This window comes from Psychrobacillus sp. L3, assembly GCF_042945595.1.
GTDB lineage: Bacteria > Bacillota > Bacilli > Bacillales_A > Planococcaceae > Psychrobacillus.
Genome location: NZ_CP168493.1, coordinates 2,049,787 through 2,072,557 on the forward strand (window position 1 = coordinate 2,049,787; position 22,771 = coordinate 2,072,557).

Here is a 22,771-nt window from a genome sequence, read left to right on the forward strand (position 1 = left end):
GATTATTTAGTATTAATATACACAATGTAACATGATGGATGTATAAATACAACTAATAACTTATAATTATGAGGAAATAATTCTTTTGAAAACAGTTTTATTGATTTCATTTAAAAATAAAAAGATAATAGAAGAAAGGAGCGTGTTGGAATGTCGAATTTATTTTCGCCTATTACACTAAATGGTCTTACAATAAAGAATAAGATTGTAATGGCACCTATGTGTCAGTATTCTGTTGAAGCAAAAGATGGTGCACCAAATGATTGGCATTATGTACATTATGTTTCTAGAGCAGTTGGAGGAACTGGACTTATTATTGTAGAAATGACAGACGTGGAGCCAGACGGGAGAATTACTGATTTCGATTTAGGTTTATGGTCAGATGAGCAAATTCCTGCATATGAAAGAATCGTCCATGAAGTACATAAATATGACGCGAAAATTGGTATTCAAATTGCACATGCGGGTAGAAAAGCAACGGATGCTAAGCAACCTGTTAGCTCTTCTGATATTCCTGTTGATGTAGATTGGAAGATACCAAGAGCTCTGACAACCGAAGAAGTTCAAGCCATGGTTTTAAAATATAAAGATGCTGCAAGGCGTGCAGTTTCAGCAGGATTCGATACGATTGAACTCCACGGAGCACATGGTTATTTAATCCATCAATTCCATTCACCGGCGATTAATAATAGAACCGATGAATACGGGAAAGACTTGTCCAGATTTGGAGTAGAAGTAATTCAAGCAGTTCGTAGCGTAATGCCAAAAGAAATGCCACTCCTATTCCGCATATCAGCTGTTGAGTATATGGACAATGGATACGGACTCGAGCATTCATTAGAAATTGCTAAAAAGTATAAAGATGCTGGGGTGGATGTATTCCATGTTTCAAGTGGTGGTGAAGCAACTCCAGGTAAAATAAAACCAGCGAATACTCCAGGCTACCAAGTTCCGTTTGCTCAAGCATACAAAGAAGCTTTAAATGTACCGGTGATTGCGGTAGGCATACTAGAAGATCCGATTCTTGCAGAAAAAGTGATAGAAGAAGGCGACGCAGATCTAGTTGCTATTGGAAGAGGCATGTTAAAGGATCCGTATTGGGCTCTACATGCAGAAGAAGAGATTACCGGAAAAACAGTACCCCCAACACCTTATAAAAGAGGATTTTAATATAGTAAAGAATAGTAAAGCGCCTTATTGCTGACAAGGTTCAGCGGCGGTTTACTTTTTTTATTTAAAGAAAAAAGTAGAAATTATAGAACTTGCGAACTCCAAGGCTAAGAAAATTATTATAGAATCTGACTGTCACATCATTTATTGTAAGAGTATAAACATTTTTATAACTAGAAAAGTAACTATTTGTTCAATAAACACCCCCTTCAGTACTTTCTCTTAGTACTCATGATGTTCGAAGTGTTCATCTGCGATTTATTCTGCAATTGTAGTTGTCATACAGGTGATTAAATATTTCTCTATTCCTTTGTTGACCCAAACACCATTAAAACATTGCAATATCACCAAATTTAAAAATGGCTATCACTCCTTCACTTTTTTGTATTTTTTTAATTAATCCTTTATTCATATTAGACGTATACTAATTAAACTAACGAATGGAGATGATAAAAATGGATCTCATTTTATGGGTGACTGTTTTGTCCGGTACCTTTATCGCAATATTCGCTGATAATAAAAAATGCAAAAAGAAAAACTATTAAATTCTTTCATAACGATCTGATTTCTTGGTGATTTTTAGGACTGGATTATATACAATAATTTTTTTAGAAGAACATATTGTTTCCCCCTAATTTCTATTATTAGGTGTCTTTTTGTTCGAACTGTGTAACAATAGAAGTAAATATTGGATTTTTTTGTATCCCTCATTCTAGTGCTGTTAAATAAATTGATATACCAATCTATCTGAATAGATATTCATCTAACAAAATGTATTGAAGCTGGGGCGAAAAGTCCGAGTATTCACCATCTTAATATTTGCATTTATTCTGCTTACGTTTTTACGCTATGTCAGTTTATTACCTGATAACGTACCATTTATGGAGGCGATGCAAATGCAACTGTCAGCAAGACAACTAATTTCTATCATCACTGAGTCACTTTGGGCTTTTGGAATAAGTTTATTTGCAGGTATGAGCATAGGTGGAACTGGATTAAATCCCGGAGCTTTGGCTTGAATACATTTATATTAATTTTTAAAGAGTGTGGATATTCTACACTCTTTTTTTGAATTCAATAGGTCTATATAAGCCACAGTTTGTGTTAAATGCGACATAAAACCTCCACTTCTCTTGTTCACCTAACCTTATCGGTTAGTATAAAAGTGTTACCACTTTTTGTAGTAACGCCTCCGTAACTTTAAGTACAATAAATCACAATCTACTCCGTTATCCCCTCAAAAAAAGCGATGCCTTATTTTAGTATCGCAACCCGTTATCCATTCATGTAACTATGCTTCAGCACAAGATATATAAGAAATTTTCGTTCTTTCATGGTAGTTCAATAACAATAAAAGTTGTCTCTTAACAAATCTGTTCCGCTAAAAGTCCCGTCTGTTGAAGAAGTTGAAGGAACTATCTAAAGATAATTTTTCTAATTCGATTAAACATAATGTTAATCTATTTTTAATCATTTCCTTATCCCCCATTTGTTGCAGTGTCTTAGGGTCCAGATCACTTTCATTTAATATTTCATAGTGTTCATGAGCCTCTAATAATGTCCACAAGATATATTCGTCCAATAAACATTTATACAAATCCACATTATCACCTATGTATCCGTTCATAAAACCGTCCGCAATTCTACTCAATATCTTAGAATTTTGATTATAATCATGATTTATATACCTATCTGTATTAGAGTAGGCAGGAAGAAGGAATTTGTAACAAAAAACAAAATACCCAGCATATTTCAAATCGAAATCTAACTTTGGGAATGGATCTATTAAAGAAACATTATCTAAATTCAATATAATATTTTCTGGTGTTACATCTTGATTGACTAATGATATCTTTTGCTGGTTTTCTCGTCTGTTTTTAATTAAGTTTAATATCTTATTTACAACTTTTTCGCGATTAAATGTTAAATCAGTAGTAGTCAAGCTATTTAAAATACTTAAATAAAAGTCATTGTCCTTTTGCCAAATATAGCTAACTTCTTCTTGCATCTTCCCTTCAAGTTTTTTACCATTCCATATAATATTACCAAATCCTTGTATATCGGGATCTTTTCTGTGCATAATCTTAAAGAATTTTCCTAACTCTTCTCCAATTGTAATTGCTTCAGAATCGCTTAGATATTGAAGTGTTTTTCCTTTACCCATAAAGCTTTCTACGGTAAATACTAATGATTCTTCCTGGAAATAGTCAAAGAAAGAAGGACAAATGGGATAAGAACACTGATTAGCCTGGTGGTAATAAACCTTTGAAGATTCATATTCAGTAATCAAGTCAATCTCTTTATATACTTGTAATTGCCCATATGCATTCTTTTTCCTGATTCTTAGTACAAGATCCTCTTCAATATTCCTTTCAATTCTAAAGACATTATGCCAAGCACCTTCCCCAATTTTCGAAATATGCTCCATCTTTATATTTTCTATTTTTAACTTATCAATGGCATTCTTAAGATCATCATTTTTCACTACTATTTATCCTTTCTAAAAACGGTTTGTACTTCATTTGACCTAACCTTATAGAAAAAGCATGCCAACTAATAGCAAACACATCTCAGTTACTTAAAAAACATCATTCCCTCCCTTTAATCTTTTGACCTCTTTTTCTAAATAATCAAGACGTTTATGGATTCTATAAATAATTGGTAAATATGCAATTGCGATAATAATTAACCATCCCATTGATTAACTTCCCCCCTTAATCATAATGGATTATTTTTCATAAATTAATTACATTATTTTAGTGTTATTGTCGATCTACTGAAACTTTTTCAAATTTCATTAGAGATTCAATACTAAATACATTTGAAAAAAAGGAGATAAGATATTTCCTTGATTCTTCTTTGTCTATTTTTATAGTGACTATTCTATTTCTTTTAGCCCAAGAATCATAAGTCTCAAAAGCAGTACTGCTCCACCCATTTTTTTCACCGTCTACATTTCTTTTCTCTTGAATGCCTGAAATTACAATGTCCAATGATCCTTGTAATTCTAATAATGCGTTCTCAAATAGCCTTTTTTTGTCCTTTTCCTTTAGTCCTGCCTTTATTCTCAATGCTCTTGTGTCTATCCCTTCCTCTTGGCTAATTATTTTGTATATATCAAGTGCTTCTTTTGATACGTTTCCATTAAAATAGCGTTCCTCAACAGATTCAGCATAGCCTAAGACACTTTTTACATATGGAAGAAGCTGAAGTGAAACTAATACCGATTTTTTCTTAATGAATTTACTATATGCCGCAACCCCATCAGTTGAGAATTTTGTTCTCCAAATCCAAGGATCAAACTCTGTGTCGGAATGCCAATCCTCTTCTAAAGTTATGTTATTTAAAGAAGGAAAATCAGGGAATAAAGGGGCAAGTGGTAGTATACCAATCTCTTCTATTACATTTATGGCATCTCCATAAGTTTTCACTTTATATTCCATTTCTATCTCCTTTTAAATGTAGATTTCTCTTCCATATTCGATGAAACACTAAATGCATTAAATTTATACCTATAGTCGGAATCAATTATTTTTTATATCTCATTAAGTTACTACCATTTACATCTGTTGAAAAACCGAATTTCTCATAGTATCCTACTAGTCTTTCAGGACAATATAGTTCTACTCTATCGACTTCACGAACAAGTGGGTGATCTAAAATACTGTTCATTAAAATGGTACCGATACCACTATTTCTAGAATTTTCTTTAGCAATAACATCAAATATAAATGCTCGATAAAGTGTATCTGTAATTGCTCTCGCAAATCCAATTAATTCTTCTGTATCATTATCTATTAATCCAATTACAACTCCGCTGCTCTCAATCATTTTTCTAATTTCTGAAAGTTGACGATCTTTCGTCCACCATTCATTTTTAAATAAACTATGTACTTCTTTTAATTGGTTTTCGTCAAATTCCTCAATAATCTTATAATTCATTTCCTCGTGACCCCCATAATAAATTCATTATTAAATATTCTTTGCATTTTCCCTATTCACATTTTTATAACCAAATTCTTACTCCTAAAAAGAACATACTTTACTTTATTCTACATTCGCTTTCTAAATCCTTTTTCTTCAAACCTATACGATTAACACATTAGATAAAGTAGTCTTGTTAAAAATGTAAATCACAAAAAATTAGTGGGATGTACGCATAGCCTTACTTTGTTCTCGTTCAGTACAGCAATATTTCTGTTATACTAATATTGAACTGGAGGTCCTATAATTGGCAATAAAAGATGAACAATTTATGGAAGTAGCCATAAAAATGGCTTTACAAGCTAGAAAAGATGGAAATGAACCATTTGGTGCTATTTTAGTAAAAAATAAAGAAATAGTAATGTATGGAGAAAATAAAATAAATAGTAATTGTGATCCTACACATCATGCTGAAATAGGGCTTATACGTACTTTTTGCTCTGAGAACAACATTTTTAATCTTAGTGAATATACTTTGTATACCAGCTGCGAGCCTTGTGTAATGTGTACAGGTGCTATGGTGTGGTCTAATTTAGGAAAAATAGTCTACAGTGTTTCACATGATCAACTGGCAGAAATTGCAGGAAGTAATATAATGATTTCGTGTAAAGAAGTTATCGAAAAAAGCCCGAATAAGCCGGCAGTCGTAGAACAAGTTTTAAATGAGGAAGGGCTAAAAGTATTTGAAGGATACACATTTTCTAATTAATTTACAGATGTACTATCATCACATATAACAAGATTCCCTGAAATATAAAGGCGTTCCTACTAACTGTAGGAACGCCTATTTCTTTATCCTTAGACTCTATTTGAAATATAAAATACGCTACCACAAAGTGATTCTTGGTAAAACTCACTTTTACACAAATTCCTCCGCATACTCTAATGAAAATAGGCATTAATCCTAACTTTGTGGCTAAATGATTATTTCCCTGCTAATTCCTTAATGCGTGCAATGCGTTCTGGACTATTTGATACAAGGTAGTCATCGAGTATTAAGCGATCGTAGCATAAAGAAAAGTATTGTTTTGCTTCCTCGTTTCTGTCAAGCAATAGGAGACACTCTGCGATTTCTTCCAATACATATCCATCCGGATTGGTGGTTTGTTTCGTTTCTACAAGTAATTTCTTCTGAATTGCAAAAGACTCTTCCACTTGACCTAGTATACGCAGCACCTTGGCTACGCACCATTTTGCAATAAACACCGAGTTTGAATTACCTTGCTCAATACGAAATTCCAGCGCTCGCTTGAATAATTCAAGAGCTTCTTCCAAATTTCCATTCTCCACTTTTGCCCAGCCGATGTTGTTATATAACGAACCTAACCATCGGCTGGCTTTAGGATGCTTTTCGGCATACTCTAGCGCCTTCATATTCCATTCCATTCGTTTCTCTGAAGTTGCTTCAGCAATACCTAACATATGCGCTGCATCAACAGCATAATCATCCTCACCAGATTGGATTCCCAATTCCCATGCCAGAAGGAATAGCGGAACTGCAACTATTGGTTTGGAAGATGAATTAAAAACTCTACCTCTTTCCAGAAAATATCTAACTCTTGCCACAATTATATCCTTGTTTAATAAACTCTCTGCACGATCAAGCGTCTCATGAGCTAATTCAAATTTTGCCTGAAGCCCTTGAGAACGAGCAATTTGAGTCAAAAGTTCAGCCAAATATTCAATGTTTCCTGATTCCTCTGCTTCCGTTAACAAACTGATAAATTTCTGTTCGGTTTTTTCAGGGTGATTGTAATCCCAAAGCGTATCAAAGTTAAACATATTTCACTCTCCAAATAGAATAATAAAGTTATGATTACTATTGTTTAGATATAACTTCCGTATTTTAACAACATAGTGATTGAAGTTCCTTCTCTCCTCACCTCTTCAAAACCTAAGCTACGGTAGAGATTTATAGCATTCGTATTATCACCATCTACACTTAACGATATTGCATTAAAGCTATTATTTTTTGCTTCTTCTATTATTGAATACATTAATTGAGTGCCAAGTCCTTTTCCCCTAACTTCTTTTTTTATAGCAATTCCTAACTCTGGAGTGTTATCGTTCACATAGCCATATCCTCGTTCTTCACTGCTAAATAATCTATACCATACTGCACCTACAAGAGTTCCAGCATTATCAATCGCTACTAACGCTTTGTCACCTTTTCGACCCCAGTTTTGGTGGTATTTCTTCAACTCATCTGTATAAAGCAGTTCATCTAGAGGTGGCTTTTTCTCCAACTCTATGTGAATTGACTCATAAAGCATCTCCATTAAAAAACTTTTTTCATTCTCTATTATGTATCTGATTTCAAACAATTTTATCGCCCCTAGAAGTTATTGCCTATTTTTTAAAGCCAGTTTAATTGATATATTCATTTCTTCTGTAAATACTCCAGTTGGATTAATGGCCAAAAGTTCTTCTTTTAAATGTTCTTCAAACATATTCACATTTTCTCCAAGAAATCGTTTAGAACCAAAAGAAGTAGAATAGTGATTTCCGATAATTGAATCGATTGTCCAATATTGTTTATAGGGAAGAATCTGATGAACTTCTAAATCAAATTTTGAATTTGCAATTATTTCCTGGTGTGTAATTTCCGGATGGGAATAAATCGTATTACCTGCTCTTCTTTCATTTCCGTACCAATGGTTAACTACATCTTTCACTTTCTTTTGCCAAGGTAAAAGAACTCCATTTGGAGAAAAGTTATCTATAATAGCTATACCACCTCCATTAGAAATCATTTCATATAAACGATCTAGAACAGCTTGTCTATCCATCCAGTGAAAAGCCTTGGCAATAGTCACAAATCTGAATTCATCATTGGATTGGCATTTATATTTTTCAATATCCCCTATAAACCACTCCGTATTTTCAACTCGATATTCTTTGCTAAGATTTTGTGCTAGTTGAATCATTTCAGGTTCCATGTCGACACCAACTATTTTTTCAAACCAATCTGAAAACCTTAAAGCTAGTCTTCCATCCCCACTGCCTAAATCTAACATTTGGCCACTTCCATCCAGATTAAATCTAGTTATTAAAAACCTTACCAAGGATGAAGGATATATTGGTCTATATCGTGAATAATATAATGATGTACCTTTAAATAAATCCTTTCCGTAATGTACCAATCAACAATTTCCTCCTAAATTTTCAAAATGATTGTAGCAAGCTAATGTGATGTTGGGCTGTCTATTTTCTACTTCATAAGATTAATTACTAATTGACTTTTCCTTTAACTCTTTCCATATATCTTTCTTCACCTACTACTTCTATTTCTTTAGCAAAATTCACAGTTTTACAAAAATTATAACTAATTCACAATTTCTATGGAAAGAATTCAACGACCTCTATAATTTTATAGACAAAATTTATTTCGGAGTGATAATTGGAAATATCAAAGATTGTGAAACATGTCTCTTTTTTTTTTCACTGAAAAAGCATTATTTAACCATAACAATAAAATTCGAAAAATCTGTTGTAAATTCATTTTTCCTAACAAATCCAAGCTTTTCATATAAATGAATAGCTCGTTCATTAAACTTCGCTACAGTTAATCTAATGGGAGTACCAGAATAATTGTTTTCAATATGACTTAGAATATATGAGCAAAATTCAAAACCATTACCTTTACCTATAAGCCTCGGATTCATACCTAACCCTATATCCACGAAGTCATCTGAATATACACCAAATTGATTTCCAACTGGAACTTGTGCAGATTCCCCAATGCAAAAAAATCCGAACAATGCTTGATTATGATTAACAAGCGCATAGTAAAAACCATCTAGCATTTCCTTAAAAGATTCATATGTCAATTCATTATTATAGAAATCAAATGGTTGCTCGTATTTCCAACCAAGTATTTTCTTCGCTATCTGCTCACTCATATGTTCAATACTAATTTCCAACTTTACACCTCCTATTAGTAATGTGATCCATCCATTTTTTGAAGCTCCCAAGAACAAACTGTTTCACTTGAAAAAGATTGATACAATTACAAAACCGACTATTAAAACAAGAATAAGTACCCCTGTACTTTTCCAACCTATATCCATAAAACTACCACTACTTGCTCGATTAAAAGCATTATTTAAATTCCCAGTTGGATTCCTTTTCAATTCTTCTAGTCTTAATCTCTCTCTTCTATTTTCAGGTGTTTCCTTGTTTGTATTCATCTGAACAACTCCTTTTTATGAAGGAAAAAACTCCATAGGTTCTTTACAATGCTTATATCCATTTCGCTTATAATAATCAATGCTATCATCACTTGGCCAAACAATGATAAATTCGTACTTCTCCCTCTCTACCCATTCATTTATTTTTGTGATCAATTTACTTCCTATTCCCTTATTTCTAAAGACCTTGACTGTATAGACATTTGTCATAAATGCAAAAGGATAAGTTATCCTACCAGGACGTGGTACTTTTTGTATTAATTCTATGTAGATATGAGATACGATTTTTGAGTTTTCCTCCGCAACCCAAATAAACCAGGTTTCGCTATCGAGAGCCTTTTCTAAAAAGTCTTGACATTGTAATTTAAATGCCTCGAAATCGCTTTCAATGAAAATTTTACTTTGATTGTCTTCCAGTGTGAAATCCCATCTCATTTGAATCAACTGGACAATATCTTTACTTTCAGCGAGCCTAATAATCATTATTTTTCCCTCTTTTTTTATTAGGTTTAAGAAATTTCCAAAAAATGCAATACTTCTCCAACAAATTTATTCGTTTCCTCTAATTCGGGGAAATGAGCACTGTGGTTAAACAACTTCCACTCGATGTTTGCTAGATTTCTATTAATAATATTTGAGATAGAAATCCCTGTATTTCTATCATGAACTCCAGTAATAAGTAATGTTTTATGTTGAATACTTTGCAGTCTTTCATATAAAGGTGTTTCTACTGGACTTTCCTGTAAGGCTTCTAGCATCAGTCCTGTATTGTGCAAATTACTTTCCTTTACCAATTTTCTGAACTTTCTAGCAATATCCTGATTTACAAAGAATAATCGGTCAACTGTATCATTATCTACAATTTCCCAAACCTTTTTATATTTATTTACAATTGAAGTATTTTCACAAAGTATTTCTTCTATTTTATGTACTAAGGGAGTGTCTGCAATCGATACGAAACCAGCTATTTGTAGCATATATTGCGTCTTTAAAGTCATTAGGCTTGGTCCAGATAGTACTATTTTGTTAATAAAAGTTGGAAGTGCATAACATAATTCAAGTGCTAGTTCCCCACCAAATGAGTACCCTAATAAATCAACTTTTTTGATATCAATCCACTGAAGAATTTTCTTGAAGTCATCAATTAATTCATGAATAGAATATGCTTTATCTGAATTTGGTTTATCACTTCTTCCACAACCACGCTGTTCGTAATATACAACTGTTCTTTCTTTAGAAAGATATGAACCAACAGTTCTTTCAAATGTATATAGGTTTCCTCCTGGACCACCGTGAATAATAATTAATGGTATCGTATTATTTTCTTCCCCTTCAATCTTTACCCAGTGATGGATTCCATTTATAATTACTCGGTATTCACCATTATTAATTTTCATATGTACTCCTTGTTTATATTATTAGTGTGAAATGTTATGCATATGTAGCTAAAGTGTCAAATTCCCATTCTCTATCTTGCTTTATAAATCCAAAATAAATGGTACTATTACAATAAAAACTACCGTATTTTCTTCGTTAAAAACCCTCTTCTTACTAAACCTTTACCAAAGGAAGGAACAGTATTTCTACATTGTGATTAACCCCATTAATAGTTTTTCGATAAAATTCAAACTCTTGATAATAGAATAAATATCTAATGAAATTAGTAAAATAAAAAATGTCAAAATTAAAAAGAACACTTGTTTATTTTTAAAATAGTAATATGTAACTAATGAACTTAAAACAGTTGGAAATACGAGCAAACTCATAAACCATAACGATTTCACATAATTCACTTCATTTTTTAACAAGGCAATTTTAAGTTCATTTTCTGTTGTGACTTCGAATTCAAATTGTTCTTTTTCTAAAAAACCTTTTTTAATTAAGGTTACTTTGACTGTATTTTCGTTTTGAAGTGAGTAACCACCTGGATAAAAATCTAGAAAAAATGAAATTGCTGCTATAAAAATAGTGATTATCATTAAAAACAATCTAAATTGCTTAATAGAAAATTTCTTTCGAATAATGGATTTCACTCCTTATTAAAATTACATACCCCATTTAAATGCTTGTTTATATGTTTTCTGTAATTCTAGTTATATTAATGGTTTTCCTCATCTGAAGTAGAAAATCCTTTTTTGAAATAAAGATTACTCTTACGTGACATCGAAATATGAAGCATGACACATAATTCTGGTCTATGTCATAAAAGTGGGTATCAGTGAAATAATGGTGCAACTATTAAAAGAAGTATCGAACTAGAAACCAGTGAAATACTTACTCTTTTAGACAATTTTACTTGTTCATCACTTTTGTAATATCCAGAGAATTGAAGCTTATTCCTATATAGTACGAAAAATATTATAAAAATCGACACACCTGGTAGAAGACCTAAATAAGAATTACCTAAATCAACTCTGAAATATCCGTAAATATTATTTACTATAAAGCCCATGAAAACACCCAAAATACCAAGTAACAAAATAATTCGAATTAATTCTAAAATTATTCTCAACATAATCCCTCCAGTATATGAACTACGTAACCTCAAAAATGTTTTGTACAATTATAAAGATCACAACTCCACTTTGACTGTATGTTTTCTAGAATGGTTACGGATGTATTTTCAATATATGTCGTTGGAAACATTTCGGGAAGCAATTGTTGTAAAGTAAGTCCTATTAATGCGCCGTGGCTTACTACCAGTATTCGCTTGTCTTTATATGTAATTACCGCTTCTTCTAAAAATTCCGAACCCCTTTTAGCCACTTCTTCAAATTTCTCCATACCTAGATCTACTTCTCTCCAACTAGTTCCCCACTTTTGCATTCGCTGTTCTTCGGTTGTTCCTTCTATTTCCCCACAATTAATTTCACGAATTCTCTGGTCATAAATAGAAATAGACATATTTAATTTATTTGCGATTATTTGTGCAGTTTCTTTTGCACGTGATAAATCACTTGAAATGATGACATCCCATTTACCCTCTAGAGAAAACCTTTCTGCTAAAGCTTGTGCTTGTTTTATACCAATCTGATTTAATGGAATATCCGAAATTCCCTGAGCTCTCCTAAGTGCATTCCATTCTGTCATTCCATGCCTGATTAAACCAACTGTTGTCACGTTTATCACCTACTACCTTTTTTTCTCATCTAAAAAATCGTTACTTTTTATCTTTAATTTCTGTAAGAAGTTCTGTTACACGATCGTTTTGATTTACAATTGTTTTTCAATTCCGCTTAAAGAAAAATGGATAAAAACAACTAAGATAATCAGCAACCCTATAATAAAGGACATTTCGAATTAACTCCTTGAATGATCAGAATATAACTTACCAATATTATACACTAATTCCAACCTTCTTCTTACAAAAAACTTCTTATATCTGCTGAAAATATTGTAAGAAAAAACCTTTTCCAACTAACTATCTAGAACCACAAATTTTTTGCAATTTTGAAATGGAATCTTGCGATTTGGTTGTTCTTCATATTAGAATAGCTGAATCTCAGCTTACGCAGGGACCTATAAATTTCCTTTCTAGAAAGTTTTATTTGATGCAAAAGAAAAAGCACCCATAGGATGCTAAAAGGTAAATTTTTTGTTTAAATTCTATTATGTTCTATATCGAGCAGCTAGTTTTTTTCTAATAAGTAGGTTGTTCTAGTCTATATTGTAGCAACTGTTCTGTCGCATAAGCAATTTGTCGGTTAAATTGATAATCAATACAATCTAATTTGTTTTCAATTCTTTCAAGAAGTTCATTTACCAATTCAATACCTGTTCTCATTTCTTTCATGGTTTCCTGTATTTCCTTTAAAATTGTCCTGGATACTCTTCTTGTAACTTATTGATCAATTCATTTCGTATTGGTTCGTTAAAAATTTGCTGTACTTCTAGCAGTCGTTTATAACCAGGAACCGGATTGCTAGAATTTATTAAACGAAGCGCTTCTGCAAAATTCACAGCTAGTTCTTTGTTGTAAACCGGGGCTTTCTTCGCTTCTACTTCAACAATTTCTGAATATTTCAGTGCTTTTTCAGTATCAAATAAAAGATAAATCTCCGCCAACTGCATTATATTTGCTAAATACATTCGATTTTCCTTATCTTGTATTTCAATATTTAATAAATTTATTGCATTTTCATATAAACATTGTTCCAAATAGATTTGTACTAAAAGCGAATTTGCGTATTCAATATCTTCTTTAAAGCCTTCGTTTTTTATTTCAGTTATTAATTTTTCTACTTCATTATATCGATGTTCCAAAATAGCACTTGAAACTAGAGCAAATTTTTCGGATATCTCTTCCTCTTTCAATTGAAGTTTTTTTAAAAACGTTTGTTGAAATTCATTTAAACTCATACCGGTCAATTTTTCAAGGTTTTTATAAAAATCATCCTCTGTTTTTGAAAGGAGTAGTTTTGGAATTATCGCTTCCCCATAATCATTTACTAATGCTTTCACTGCAAAATAGCTCTGAAGATATGGATTATAATTTTCTCTCGCTGCATGAAAACTATCAATCGAGTCTAGTAAATGAAAATCAGCAATATCTATTAATTCGGTTACATTACTTATTCGTTCATTCTGATAACCTATTAATACACAAACCCCTTCATTAAACCATAAAGGTACTTGTTCAGAATTTTGGTCAAGGTGGTTCATCTTAGAAAACTGTTGAATTCTGTAATGTGTATATTCATGTAATAGATTTTGCTTCCAATTATCGTTAGAATTTAGATCTATTTTAAGCACATTAATAGACTTGTTAAAATAATCATAATAACCAGTAACATCATTAAGATAGGAGTTTGCTTGTAAACTGGTAGGATCATTATAAATTTCTATAGTTAAATGGTCTTTAAGTTCGTTTCCAAAAATTGCATCCATAGATGATTTCTTTTCCAAAAGCAAAGCTTCAAACCGATCAACGGTAACTCTATTTTCCGGATGAAACACATATGTAATTCCTTGTCTTTTCTCTTTTACAACATCTTTTTGTGTAGATTGATAAGTAAATAAGTTTAATATGAGACGTGTTTTTTCACTAATAGTTGGATTTTCTAAAGTTTCTTCCATCGCAGTATTTGTTATGGTAAATAGAAAAATAAACAGCGCTAAGAATACGGTACCTAATAGTAAGCCCCCCACTTCTATTCTATTATAAAGCTTCCACTTTATTATCTTACCTGACACCACTCCATATATACTTACAAGGAAAATAAGACCGTTTAGAACAAATAAAACAATTCCTACTATAATACCCATTTTCATGGATTGATTAATTAATAGTACGCAGCTTGTGATAGTTAATAAGATAACTAGAATCAATATAACCACTAGTTTCCAAAAAGTTTTCATTGTAATCCCCAGTTCATTGTCCTACATTATTTTGTTAGGAAAATTTTAGACATATAGTAAGCGCTCACGGTAAATAACTGATTTATCTCTCCGCTAGCAATCATCGTTTCCATTTCATTTAAATCAAACAAATGTACGCCAATAAATTCTGTAGGATCTAATTTTTGTTCAAATGCTTTATATGCATCTACAATTAAATATGTGATTACTTTATTCGTTTGTGTTGCTGGATTAACATAAAACTCACCTAATAATAAGGGTTTCTGTTCAGTTGTATAACCTGTTTCTTCCCTTACCTCTCGCAAAATAGCTTCTTCATATGCTTCATTTCCCTCAGACTTACCAGCTGGAATTTCTAAAAAGAAGTCTTGTGCTGCTTGTCTATATTGTTTGACAAGTACAATTTTCTTCTCTTTTGTTAGAACAATTGCATTTACCCAATCAGCATATTCATTCACATAATATTTTTCTATAATTTGTCCATCTGGAAGTTCACAGCTATCTTGGCGTAAATTTCCGAATGGAGTTTTGTATACATAACTTGATTTCAGCGTTTTCCAGCTGTTCATTAATATTCCCCCTTTGTTGGCTTCGTTTTTTCTATAAGCTCTCTCCCACATTCTGAACAATACTTAGCAGTTCGTTCGGCTTGGTGGCCACAATTGGAACAGAAGTGACCAGAATCCGAAAACCCCTCTTTTAATCCTTGCCCTACAGCTTTCATTTGATCTCTCAAAATGTCTTCATTGTATTTTTGAATTTTCTTACGATAAGCTATCCCAGTAAGAACAAATCCAACAAAAATTAAAGGCATTGATACAAATGGTAACCAAGAATAATGAGGCTGCTCAAAAAAATCTAATGTAAAAAAATCATATAAAGCAAAACCTAGTCCTCCAATTCCAACTAATACTATAAACGGACCAATAATATTCATCATTAAACCCCCAAATAACAATTTAAGTCATCTGTAGAAATTGCGTACCATTAGAAAAATTCATACAATCCCCTGTCAAAGTAATCAAATTCCTCTTCCGTGATGGTTTCTCCTTTATACCCCTTATAAAAAGCTTGTAACAGCGCATCATTTTTTCTGATAGAACGAGTGGCTAAAGCAATATCATAGCGAGGATCCCCATATACTGATCCAGCTAAATCAATAAACGTGCGTACTCTTCCATTTGAAACAAGAACATTATCTATGGTGCAATCACCATGGATCAACGATTGTTTGAATGGAATAGGTTTATTCCTTTTTAATTTGTCCAGTAATAGTTGATCGCCATCTACTACGTAGTTTTGTAAATTATATGTTGCTTTTTCCAATTGTTCATCAAGCCAAGATTCTTTTGTAACACACGATGTTGGTGGTTTTGTTTCATGCAATTGGTTCAAAAGTTCGCCGAAACTTTCGAGAAGTGCATATTTTTCTTCATCTGATTCTGCTTTCAAAAGCGCTTCCCTTAATGGAATTCCTTTTTCTAGACTCATTAGTAAATAACTCTCTTCATTATTTTCAACAAATTGATAGAAAGTTGGAATAGGTAAGTTTGTTTCCTCATTCCAATGCTTCATTATCCACGCTTCCTCTAATAGCCATTCCCTGTACAGAGATGTTTGTGCAGCTTTACAAACAAACTGACCATTATCCGTATGTAAAAAAATCACTTTTGATGTAGCACCTTGTCTTTTAGGAAATGAAAAAGAATGTACTTTACCTATAATTTCTTCAAACTGTTCGCGAATGACTGGGTTAATTGATTTGTTCATAATTAAGCTCCTTCTACTTACTTATTAGTGACTTTTGCACAAAAAAATAAGTGAATACATATCATGCAAAGAATGTGCAAACCAACACATTACAATTGTTAAAAGGCAGGTTGAGTTATGGATTCTTCTATTGACTACAATTCACCATCCACCAAGTTCACTTTTGATGTAAATAAAAGTCCATTCTTTAAAAAAGATACCTATAACTTTATGAATATTTTAGGAATTCAACAATTAAATACATTGGAAAATACATCTTTATTAGATATTTTTCTTAGTGCAGACAATAATATTGAGCCACATTACCACCCAAATGCCGCAGAGTTAGTGTATTGTATTTCTGGTGCAATAACTGTATCCATACTCAATCCATTTACAAAGCAATTTCAAAATTATGCGATTACACCTGGCCAAGTGGCGAACATCCCACAAGGTTGGTGGCATTATCAAATGGCTACAGAGGATAGAACACATATATTAGCCATTTTTGATGCCCCAACTCCAGAAGTCATTCTTGGTTCCGATATTTTGAAATTAACCCCGTCAAGTATTATGGCGTATACCTATGGGATGGACAAAAATCTATGGAAAAATGCAATTGCTCCAGTTATGCCCTCTACCTATATCGGCCCACCGATGATTTGGAACAAAACCGGAGATAGTAATGCGCAAAATTATGCAGATAGCTTAAATCAATACAGTAATCCAGCCTATACAATTCAAGAATTTGATCCCTATAACAATCCGACTAATTAACATAGATTTCTCATTATGCTACTTTTTCCACTGTAACACCTTCTATGGCATACCTAATAAAATAAATAAAGGACAAATAAAACGGATAAATAATGAGTTGACCAAAAATAATTAGTCCAGATGCTGGTGCAGGATCATCTCCTCTATACGTAATCGGAAATAGTGTTGCAAAGATAAAGAGAAAGATGATTAAATATGGAAGCCAAAGAATGGATGACCAATACTTTGACTTTTTATCTTGCATCCACTTTTTATCAAACATATAAACTAGTAAAGTTAATAATAAAAATCCAACAATATGTAGTAATGCGGTTATTAGACTTACTGAATTCGCTTCCCATCCACTTAAGCGCCAAATTCGATAAAAGTTGAGTTGGAGTTCAAAAGAAAAGAATAGAAAAAATGCATATATAGCACTAACAATATTTAACTTCCAAAAATAATTAATTTGTAAGACCCCTTTCATTCTCTATAATTATTTTTTCACAATCGCAATTTGTGTAGTGTTTAATCCTAATCTTTCTTTCAATTCATCTGTAATTGAAAAGGATATTGTTGTACCGCTTTTTACTTCTAAATAATGATACTGAATCGCAGTTACTACTGTCCCATCCCTCCAATAAGTTTCCGTTGGGGCTGGCTTAAAATCTTGTATATGTTTTTCATAACTTCCACTAATTACGCCTTTGCTATATATTTCAACTGGTAGAGCATTATTAGCAGGTTGTCTTTCAGATAAAGAAATCTCAATATTATTTTCTTGAATCTCTATTTCCCCATCCTTAGGCATCATTTGACCGTTTACTTCTAAAGTGTATTCCCATTGCTTTTTTGCCAATACAAGTAATTCTTTATCACTTAAATAATCCAATGCATCTTGACTGAATTGTTGAAAGTAAGTTATTTGTTCTCCTGCATATTTCAGGTTTAATTGAGTTGAATTCAACTTGGTTAACAATTCATCATTTTCTTTTTCTAATTTTTTGATTTGAGCTTCTTGCGCTTCTATTAATAATTGATCTTCATTTAATGTTTCATTATTTTCATTCACACTAGTACTCTCACATCCGAAAAATATAATCGATACTCCTATCATCGCTAGAATAGTAACTATCTTCTTCAAGCATAACCCTCCCCCTTATTCAACTTAAAATGACTTTACGATAAATGCGGTATGTATAAGCATTCCACTCTTCGTTTAATTCTTTCCAGTGTATGATTTTCCAAGGATTAAAGAAGGTTTGACCGTTTTTATTGAAATATAATTGATTTCCAATATGGTAAGCTGCATGTTGAATCACGCCTCCATCATTTATCCATGTAACGACATCACCTTCTTGTAATCCTTCTTCTGTTATGGAATAACGAGCATTTTTTAGTCCTAGTGTAAAAGTTCCTTGATGCACCCATTCGTGAATCATCCAATCATTTCTCTCCAAATGATTACTAACTGCATATAGTGTTGCAGCTAGACAGTTGGCACCAGCTTCAGTTGAAAATGAATTCGCATATTTCTTCAAATGTGCAGGAATATTTACTGGAACTTCTGAGCTCTCCCAACTATCCCATTCAAGAGCGTATGCTTGAATCGCTTTCTCTTTGTTTGAAACGGACAACCTTTTCCACATATCATATTGAAGAACAACATATTGCTCTCCCTTCTGTTTCACAAGATATTCTGTAGGAACTTCATCAGGTATTGAGAATAATGAAAGCGGAAGTATTAAACCTCTGCCCATCTCTACTTGAATATGGAACAGAGCTATTTTAACTTCCAAATTAAGATTTGTTATCCAATCAGGTTGAGCTACAATAACGTACTGAATATCATTAGAAATTCTCCAATACTCGTAACTATTTACTAGCTGAATCTGTGAGTAGGAGGAAAGATTGAAAAATTCATCTTTAGGAATGACTAATACTTCATGTAAATAATCTTCCAAAGTTAGCAAGTCCTCTTCTCGTAGGAAAAACAAATCTTCTTCAGGTACATATTGTTCAATCCAAAGTTCTATTTGCTCTGGTGATGGCTGAATTTGAATGTTCATTTTATAAATTCCCCTTGTATAAAAATTAAGTATTGCAACTATTCCTTAAAAATTCTTCTATCTTCCTGTACTACTTTTACGTTTACTATTTTATATTCTTAGTCTTTTTGCTACTACATTGATCTAGTTTTTCAATAGCTTTTGAGATGAAAAATAAGCAAATGAAGCGATGAGTAATGTTCCTAGTAAATACATCGTGGTGCTTTTACCAAAAATAGTTGCTGGATCTGAAGACGTTTTTTGCAAATAAAAATTGGGAGTATAAAACATTGTAAGTAGCAACCCAGAGAATAGTTGAAACAAAAAAAGCAATAAAGCAAAAATAAATATAAATATAAAATATTTTTTCATTTTCCTCACCCCTCCTAATAAGTTCTACGGAATAGCTTTGGCAATGGTTTCACTTATTTTTGGATTGTTTTACCTAAAATAGTAATTTTGTTACTTACCATATTAGAGGTAGAAAATAGGAAAGAATCCGACCCGTTCCCCTGCGTCACTCAAAAATCAGACACTATTTTCGAATTGTGTCAAAATGTTTTGTAACATATGGACATTAAATATCTCTATATCGATAATTATCATACTGAAACAGTGCATAGAATAATATAGTTGATGGAGGTGGAGAATATAGAGAATAAAAATGAAGTGATTAATCGATTACTAATCCCGGAAATATATTCGATTACATTCGATACTAGTAGAAGAAAGGACAAGCTAAAAATAGCCTTTTTGAAGGGCATCCCTCCATTCTGATTGTCAGTACAATTAATTTTCTCGAGTTTTGCGAAACTCTATCACATCTGCTAAAGCTTCTTTAATTAGCATGATAGTCTAATAATTTCTTACTGGAAGGGGAATCCAATGTTAGAATATCATCAACAATCAACACGGGAAATCATGGATATGTTGGACGTTACAAATCAAGGTTTAAATAATGATGACGTCCAAAAGAGACAAGAAGTATACGGTTATAATAAATTGGTGGAAGGAAAAAAGACAAGTACATTCGCCGTTTTCTTTGGCCAGTTTAAAGATTTATTAGTCGTTATTTTAATGATTGCTGCTTTCATTTCATTTCTATTAGGTGAAGTAGGAAGTACTATTGTGATTATGATTGTCGTTATTTTAAATGCAATCCTAGGCACTGTACAACATGTGAAGGCTGAACAGTCTTTAGATAATTTGAAAGCTTTGGCCACTCCAATCGCAAAAGTGATGCGAAATAATCAAATTGTAGAAATTTCTTCAGAAGATATAGTGGTTGGTGATCTTCTCTATTTAGCAGCTGGTGATTATATCAATGCTGATGGTAGATTATTAGAAAGTCATAATCTGCATATTAATGAAAGCTCACTAACAGGTGAATCATTGGCAGTTGCGAAAAGTACCGCACCCATTGATGGTGATCATGTAACTATTGGGGATAAGAAAAATATGGTTTTCACTGGGAGCTTTGTCACCAATGGCCGTGGTACTGTAATTGTTACAGCTATTGGAATGGAAACAGAAATCGGAAAAATAGCAAATTTACTAGATACTGCAAAACAAAAGAAAACACCATTACAAGCAAGTCTCGATCATTTCGGAGAAAACTTAGCTTTAGGTATTACAATAATATGTTTAGCTATTTTCACAATTGATCTTATTCGGGGACGAGAGTTAGTAGAATCATTTATGTTCGCTGTTTCTCTGGCAGTTGCAGCAATTCCAGAAGCATTAAGTTCGATTGTTACCATAGTGCTTGCTTTTGGAACACAAAAAATGGCCAAGGAAAATGCCATTATACGAAACCTCTATGCTGTGGAAAGTCTGGGAAGCGTATCTGTAATTTGCTCAGATAAAACGGGAACATTAACTGAAAATAAGATGACTGTTCAACAAGTATATGTTGACCAAAAAGTGATTCCTTATGATCAATTAAATACAGAAAATACAATAGAGAAAAATCTTATCTTAATGGCCCTATTATGTAATGATGCCTTGGATAGAGGTAAAAAAGAAATCGGTGACGCTACTGAAATAGCACTTGTAAAATTAGGGAAGAAGTATGATCTTGATGAATTATTCGTAAGAAATCACAATCCTCGATTAGCGGAAATCCCTTTTGATTCAGATAGAAAACTAATGAGTACAGTGAATCATATCAATCAGCAAAATTTCATGATTACAAAAGGAGCATTAGATGTTCTTCTTTCTAAAATTGTGAAAATCGAAACTTCTAAAGGGATAATTGGTATTACAGAAGAACATCGTAAAAAGATCGAAGAAGTTAATCGTGCCTTTTCTATGAATGGTTTAAGAGTAATAGCAATTGCCTACAAAGAAATAAAAGAACATCAAAAAATCGATGTAGAAGACGAGAGTGAATTAATCTTTGTTGGTTTAATGGCAATGATGGATCCTCCTAGAAAAGAGTCTAAAGAAGCTGTCGAAAATTGTATAGCAGCTGGCATTAAACCAGTTATGATTACTGGTGATCATAAAATAACAGCGACTGCTATTGCCAAACAAATCGGTATATTAAATGATCCATCAGAAGCAATCGAGGGATATGAAATTGAAGGTTTAACTGATCAACAACTACAAGAAAAGGTCCAAGGTATCTCTGTCTACGCCCGAGTAACACCTGAGCATAAAATTCGAATCGTTAAGGCTTGGCAGGATAAAGGAAAAGTTGTTGCGATGACGGGAGATGGTGTCAATGATGCCCCTGCTCTAAAACAAGCAGACATTGGCGTAGCGATGGGGATTACCGGTACCGAAGTAGCGAAAGATGCATCCTCGATGATATTAACAGATGATAATTTTTCAACCATTGTCAAAGCAATTTCAAATGGAAGAAGCCTCTATACGAATATTAAAAACGCCATTTTATTCTTATTATCAGGGAATGCGGGTGCTATTTTTGTCGTTTTATATGCAACCGTATTAGGTCTACCAGTTCCCTTTGCACCCGTACATCTATTATTTATTAACTTACTTACTGATAGTTTGCCAGCAATTGCAATAGGACTAGAGCCGCATAATAAAAAAACAATGAAGTACAAGCCAAGAGATATTCACACACCATTATTAAATAAGAAATTTACTACGCAAGTGATACTGGAAGGATTATTGATAGGTATTTCTACTATCATTGCATTTAGAATGGGGTTGGCAACCGGAGATACGTTAACAGCAAGCACAATGGCATTTGCAACATTATGTTTATCAAGATTAATACATGGCTTCAACTCTAGATCAAAAGAATCGATCTTTACAATAGGAATATTTACAAATAAATATACTTGGCTAGCATTTTTAATAGGTTTTTTAAGTTTACATTTAGTATTATTTATTCCAAAGCTTACTGGTGTGTTTGAAGTTGCAACATTGAGCAAAGTACAATTAGCTTATATCTATTGCTTGTCCTTCATGCCGTTTTTGGTTAATCAATGGTATAAAGTGATGTTCGTGAGAAGTAAAAAATAGTTAGTGGACCCTGTGTCACAA

Annotated in this window: 26 protein-coding genes; 5 read left to right on the forward strand and 21 right to left on the reverse strand. The window is 32.6% G+C overall.

The annotated features are described in order from the left end of the window. Positions 1-150 precede the first annotated feature (150 nt). Entirely contained in the window at positions 151-1,170 is a 1,020-nt protein-coding gene (locus ACEPXD_RS10005) for an NADH:flavin oxidoreductase/NADH oxidase (protein ID WP_391115822.1), read from the forward strand. Positions 1,171-2,066: 896 nt separating this feature from the next. Continuing rightward, positions 2,067-2,189: a hypothetical protein gene (locus ACEPXD_RS10010; protein WP_391115823.1), complete on the forward strand. Its 123-nt coding sequence runs from the start codon at positions 2,067-2,069 to the stop codon at positions 2,187-2,189. A gap of 362 nt (positions 2,190-2,551) precedes the next feature. Here the strand turns inward: ACEPXD_RS10010 and ACEPXD_RS10015 are convergent, their stop codons facing one another. The 3 genes from ACEPXD_RS10015 to ACEPXD_RS10025 form a co-directional block, all read right to left on the reverse strand. Further along, a complete protein-coding gene (locus ACEPXD_RS10015) occupies positions 2,552-3,655 on the reverse strand; it encodes a hypothetical protein (RefSeq protein WP_391115824.1) in 1,104 nt (367 codons plus the stop codon). A gap of 277 nt (positions 3,656-3,932) precedes the next feature. Then, positions 3,933-4,613, reverse strand: a complete 681-nt coding sequence (locus tag ACEPXD_RS10020; protein ID WP_391115825.1) for a hypothetical protein — start codon at positions 4,611-4,613, stop codon at positions 3,933-3,935. 85 nt (positions 4,614-4,698) lie between these two features. Then, complete coding sequence (locus tag ACEPXD_RS10025) at positions 4,699-5,112, reverse strand: GNAT family N-acetyltransferase (protein ID WP_391115826.1); 414 nt, start codon at positions 5,110-5,112, stop codon at positions 4,699-4,701. Positions 5,113-5,401: 289 nt separating this feature from the next. On the opposite strand from ACEPXD_RS10025, the gene ACEPXD_RS10030 reads away from it, so the two are divergent. Continuing rightward, positions 5,402-5,863 (forward strand): nucleoside deaminase, encoded by a 462-nt coding sequence (locus ACEPXD_RS10030; protein ID WP_391115827.1) that lies wholly within the window; start codon positions 5,402-5,404, stop codon positions 5,861-5,863. Positions 5,864-6,078: 215 nt separating this feature from the next. Here the strand turns inward: ACEPXD_RS10030 and ACEPXD_RS10035 are convergent, their stop codons facing one another. The 14 genes from ACEPXD_RS10035 to ACEPXD_RS10100 form a co-directional block, all read right to left on the reverse strand. Beyond that, the gene (locus ACEPXD_RS10035) at positions 6,079-6,936 is read right to left on the reverse strand and encodes a tetratricopeptide repeat protein (protein ID WP_391115828.1); all 858 of its coding nucleotides are present in this window, start codon (positions 6,934-6,936) and stop codon (positions 6,079-6,081) included. Positions 6,937-6,980: 44 nt separating this feature from the next. Continuing rightward, complete coding sequence (locus ACEPXD_RS10040; protein ID WP_391115829.1) at positions 6,981-7,478, reverse strand: GNAT family N-acetyltransferase; 498 nt, start codon at positions 7,476-7,478, stop codon at positions 6,981-6,983. Between the two features lie 18 nt (positions 7,479-7,496). Further along, a complete protein-coding gene (locus ACEPXD_RS10045; RefSeq protein ID WP_391115830.1) occupies positions 7,497-8,297 on the reverse strand; it encodes a class I SAM-dependent methyltransferase in 801 nt (266 codons plus the stop codon). Between the two features lie 312 nt (positions 8,298-8,609). Next, positions 8,610-9,077 carry a GNAT family N-acetyltransferase gene (locus ACEPXD_RS10050; RefSeq protein ID WP_391115831.1) on the reverse strand — a complete coding sequence of 156 codons (468 nt, stop codon included), beginning with the start codon at positions 9,075-9,077 and terminating at the stop codon, positions 8,610-8,612. Between the two features lie 63 nt (positions 9,078-9,140). Next, positions 9,141-9,344: a DUF6366 family protein gene (locus tag ACEPXD_RS10055; protein ID WP_391115832.1), complete on the reverse strand. Its 204-nt coding sequence runs from the start codon at positions 9,342-9,344 to the stop codon at positions 9,141-9,143. Positions 9,345-9,359: 15 nt separating this feature from the next. After that, on the reverse strand, positions 9,360-9,827 hold the full coding sequence (locus ACEPXD_RS10060; RefSeq protein ID WP_391115833.1) for a GNAT family N-acetyltransferase: 468 nt from the start codon (positions 9,825-9,827) through the stop codon (positions 9,360-9,362). A 26-nt stretch (positions 9,828-9,853) separates the two neighbouring features. Next, positions 9,854-10,741: an alpha/beta fold hydrolase gene (locus ACEPXD_RS10065; protein ID WP_391115835.1), complete on the reverse strand. Its 888-nt coding sequence runs from the start codon at positions 10,739-10,741 to the stop codon at positions 9,854-9,856. A gap of 186 nt (positions 10,742-10,927) precedes the next feature. Then, entirely contained in the window at positions 10,928-11,323 is a 396-nt protein-coding gene (locus tag ACEPXD_RS10070) for a hypothetical protein (RefSeq protein ID WP_391115836.1), read from the reverse strand. A 565-nt stretch (positions 11,324-11,888) separates the two neighbouring features. Further along, positions 11,889-12,464 carry a histidine phosphatase family protein gene (locus tag ACEPXD_RS10075; RefSeq protein WP_391115837.1) on the reverse strand — a complete coding sequence of 192 codons (576 nt, stop codon included), beginning with the start codon at positions 12,462-12,464 and terminating at the stop codon, positions 11,889-11,891. Between the two features lie 520 nt (positions 12,465-12,984). Further along, entirely contained in the window at positions 12,985-13,128 is a 144-nt protein-coding gene (locus ACEPXD_RS10080; RefSeq protein WP_391115838.1) for a hypothetical protein, read from the reverse strand. Positions 13,129-13,154: 26 nt separating this feature from the next. Beyond that, complete coding sequence (locus tag ACEPXD_RS10085) at positions 13,155-14,702, reverse strand: peptidase MA family metallohydrolase (protein WP_391115839.1); 1,548 nt, start codon at positions 14,700-14,702, stop codon at positions 13,155-13,157. A 26-nt stretch (positions 14,703-14,728) separates the two neighbouring features. Next, entirely contained in the window at positions 14,729-15,271 is a 543-nt protein-coding gene (locus ACEPXD_RS10090; RefSeq protein ID WP_391115840.1) for an NUDIX hydrolase, read from the reverse strand. Then, positions 15,271-15,642: a zinc-ribbon domain-containing protein gene (locus tag ACEPXD_RS10095; protein ID WP_391115841.1), complete on the reverse strand. Its 372-nt coding sequence runs from the start codon at positions 15,640-15,642 to the stop codon at positions 15,271-15,273. The genes ACEPXD_RS10090 and ACEPXD_RS10095 overlap by 1 nt, the downstream gene beginning before the upstream one ends. A 47-nt stretch (positions 15,643-15,689) precedes the next feature. Beyond that, positions 15,690-16,472: an aminoglycoside phosphotransferase family protein gene (locus ACEPXD_RS10100; protein ID WP_391115842.1), complete on the reverse strand. Its 783-nt coding sequence runs from the start codon at positions 16,470-16,472 to the stop codon at positions 15,690-15,692. 117 nt (positions 16,473-16,589) lie between these two features. On the opposite strand from ACEPXD_RS10100, the gene ACEPXD_RS10105 reads away from it, so the two are divergent. After that, positions 16,590-17,228: a cupin domain-containing protein gene (locus ACEPXD_RS10105; RefSeq protein ID WP_391115843.1), complete on the forward strand. Its 639-nt coding sequence runs from the start codon at positions 16,590-16,592 to the stop codon at positions 17,226-17,228. 13 nt (positions 17,229-17,241) lie between these two features. On the opposite strand, the gene ACEPXD_RS10110 is transcribed toward ACEPXD_RS10105, so the two are convergent. From ACEPXD_RS10110 to ACEPXD_RS10125, 4 genes are all read right to left on the reverse strand, one after another. Continuing rightward, on the reverse strand, positions 17,242-17,694 hold the full coding sequence (locus ACEPXD_RS10110) for a hypothetical protein (RefSeq protein WP_391115844.1): 453 nt from the start codon (positions 17,692-17,694) through the stop codon (positions 17,242-17,244). Positions 17,695-17,703: 9 nt separating this feature from the next. Next, entirely contained in the window at positions 17,704-18,351 is a 648-nt protein-coding gene (locus ACEPXD_RS10115; RefSeq protein ID WP_391115845.1) for a hypothetical protein, read from the reverse strand. 19 nt (positions 18,352-18,370) lie between these two features. Next, a complete protein-coding gene (locus ACEPXD_RS10120; RefSeq protein WP_391115846.1) occupies positions 18,371-19,276 on the reverse strand; it encodes a hypothetical protein in 906 nt (301 codons plus the stop codon). 123 nt (positions 19,277-19,399) lie between these two features. Next, positions 19,400-19,627: a hypothetical protein gene (locus tag ACEPXD_RS10125; protein WP_391115847.1), complete on the reverse strand. Its 228-nt coding sequence runs from the start codon at positions 19,625-19,627 to the stop codon at positions 19,400-19,402. A gap of 513 nt (positions 19,628-20,140) precedes the next feature. On the opposite strand from ACEPXD_RS10125, the gene ACEPXD_RS10130 reads away from it, so the two are divergent. Beyond that, positions 20,141-22,750, forward strand: a complete 2,610-nt coding sequence (locus ACEPXD_RS10130; RefSeq protein ID WP_391115848.1) for a cation-translocating P-type ATPase — start codon at positions 20,141-20,143, stop codon at positions 22,748-22,750. The last annotated feature ends 21 nt before the right edge of the window (positions 22,751-22,771 follow it).

Excerpts from the sequence above, each read along its gene's own strand:
- ACEPXD_RS10035 (WP_391115828.1), bottom strand. The coding sequence starts at position 6,936 with ATGTTTAACTTTGATACGCTTTGGGATTACAATCACCCTGAAAAAACC.
- ACEPXD_RS10090 (WP_391115840.1), bottom strand. The coding sequence starts at position 15,271 with ATGAACAGCTGGAAAACGCTGAAATCAAGTTATGTATACAAAACTCCA.
- ACEPXD_RS10125 (WP_391115847.1), bottom strand. The coding sequence starts at position 19,627 with ATGAAAAAATATTTTATATTTATATTTATTTTTGCTTTATTGCTTTTT.
- ACEPXD_RS10020 (WP_391115825.1), bottom strand. The coding sequence starts at position 4,613 with ATGGAATATAAAGTGAAAACTTATGGAGATGCCATAAATGTAATAGAA.
- ACEPXD_RS10055 (WP_391115832.1), bottom strand. The coding sequence starts at position 9,344 with ATGAATACAAACAAGGAAACACCTGAAAATAGAAGAGAGAGATTAAGA.
- ACEPXD_RS10070 (WP_391115836.1), bottom strand. The coding sequence starts at position 11,323 with ATGATAATCACTATTTTTATAGCAGCAATTTCATTTTTTCTAGATTTT.
- ACEPXD_RS10080 (WP_391115838.1), bottom strand. The coding sequence starts at position 13,128 with ATGAGAACAGGTATTGAATTGGTAAATGAACTTCTTGAAAGAATTGAA.
- ACEPXD_RS10010 (WP_391115823.1), top strand. The coding sequence starts at position 2,067 with ATGCAACTGTCAGCAAGACAACTAATTTCTATCATCACTGAGTCACTT.
- ACEPXD_RS10110 (WP_391115844.1), bottom strand. The coding sequence starts at position 17,694 with ATGAAAGGGGTCTTACAAATTAATTATTTTTGGAAGTTAAATATTGTT.
- ACEPXD_RS10005 (WP_391115822.1), top strand. The coding sequence starts at position 151 with ATGTCGAATTTATTTTCGCCTATTACACTAAATGGTCTTACAATAAAG.
- ACEPXD_RS10105 (WP_391115843.1), top strand. The coding sequence starts at position 16,590 with ATGGATTCTTCTATTGACTACAATTCACCATCCACCAAGTTCACTTTT.
- ACEPXD_RS10130 (WP_391115848.1), top strand. The coding sequence starts at position 20,141 with ATGTTAGAATATCATCAACAATCAACACGGGAAATCATGGATATGTTG.
- ACEPXD_RS10120 (WP_391115846.1), bottom strand. The coding sequence starts at position 19,276 with ATGAACATTCAAATTCAGCCATCACCAGAGCAAATAGAACTTTGGATT.
- ACEPXD_RS10060 (WP_391115833.1), bottom strand. The coding sequence starts at position 9,827 with ATGATTATTAGGCTCGCTGAAAGTAAAGATATTGTCCAGTTGATTCAA.
- ACEPXD_RS10100 (WP_391115842.1), bottom strand. The coding sequence starts at position 16,472 with ATGAACAAATCAATTAACCCAGTCATTCGCGAACAGTTTGAAGAAATT.
- ACEPXD_RS10095 (WP_391115841.1), bottom strand. The coding sequence starts at position 15,642 with ATGATGAATATTATTGGTCCGTTTATAGTATTAGTTGGAATTGGAGGA.
- ACEPXD_RS10025 (WP_391115826.1), bottom strand. The coding sequence starts at position 5,112 with ATGAATTATAAGATTATTGAGGAATTTGACGAAAACCAATTAAAAGAA.
- ACEPXD_RS10065 (WP_391115835.1), bottom strand. The coding sequence starts at position 10,741 with ATGAAAATTAATAATGGTGAATACCGAGTAATTATAAATGGAATCCAT.
- ACEPXD_RS10085 (WP_391115839.1), bottom strand. The coding sequence starts at position 14,702 with ATGAAAACTTTTTGGAAACTAGTGGTTATATTGATTCTAGTTATCTTA.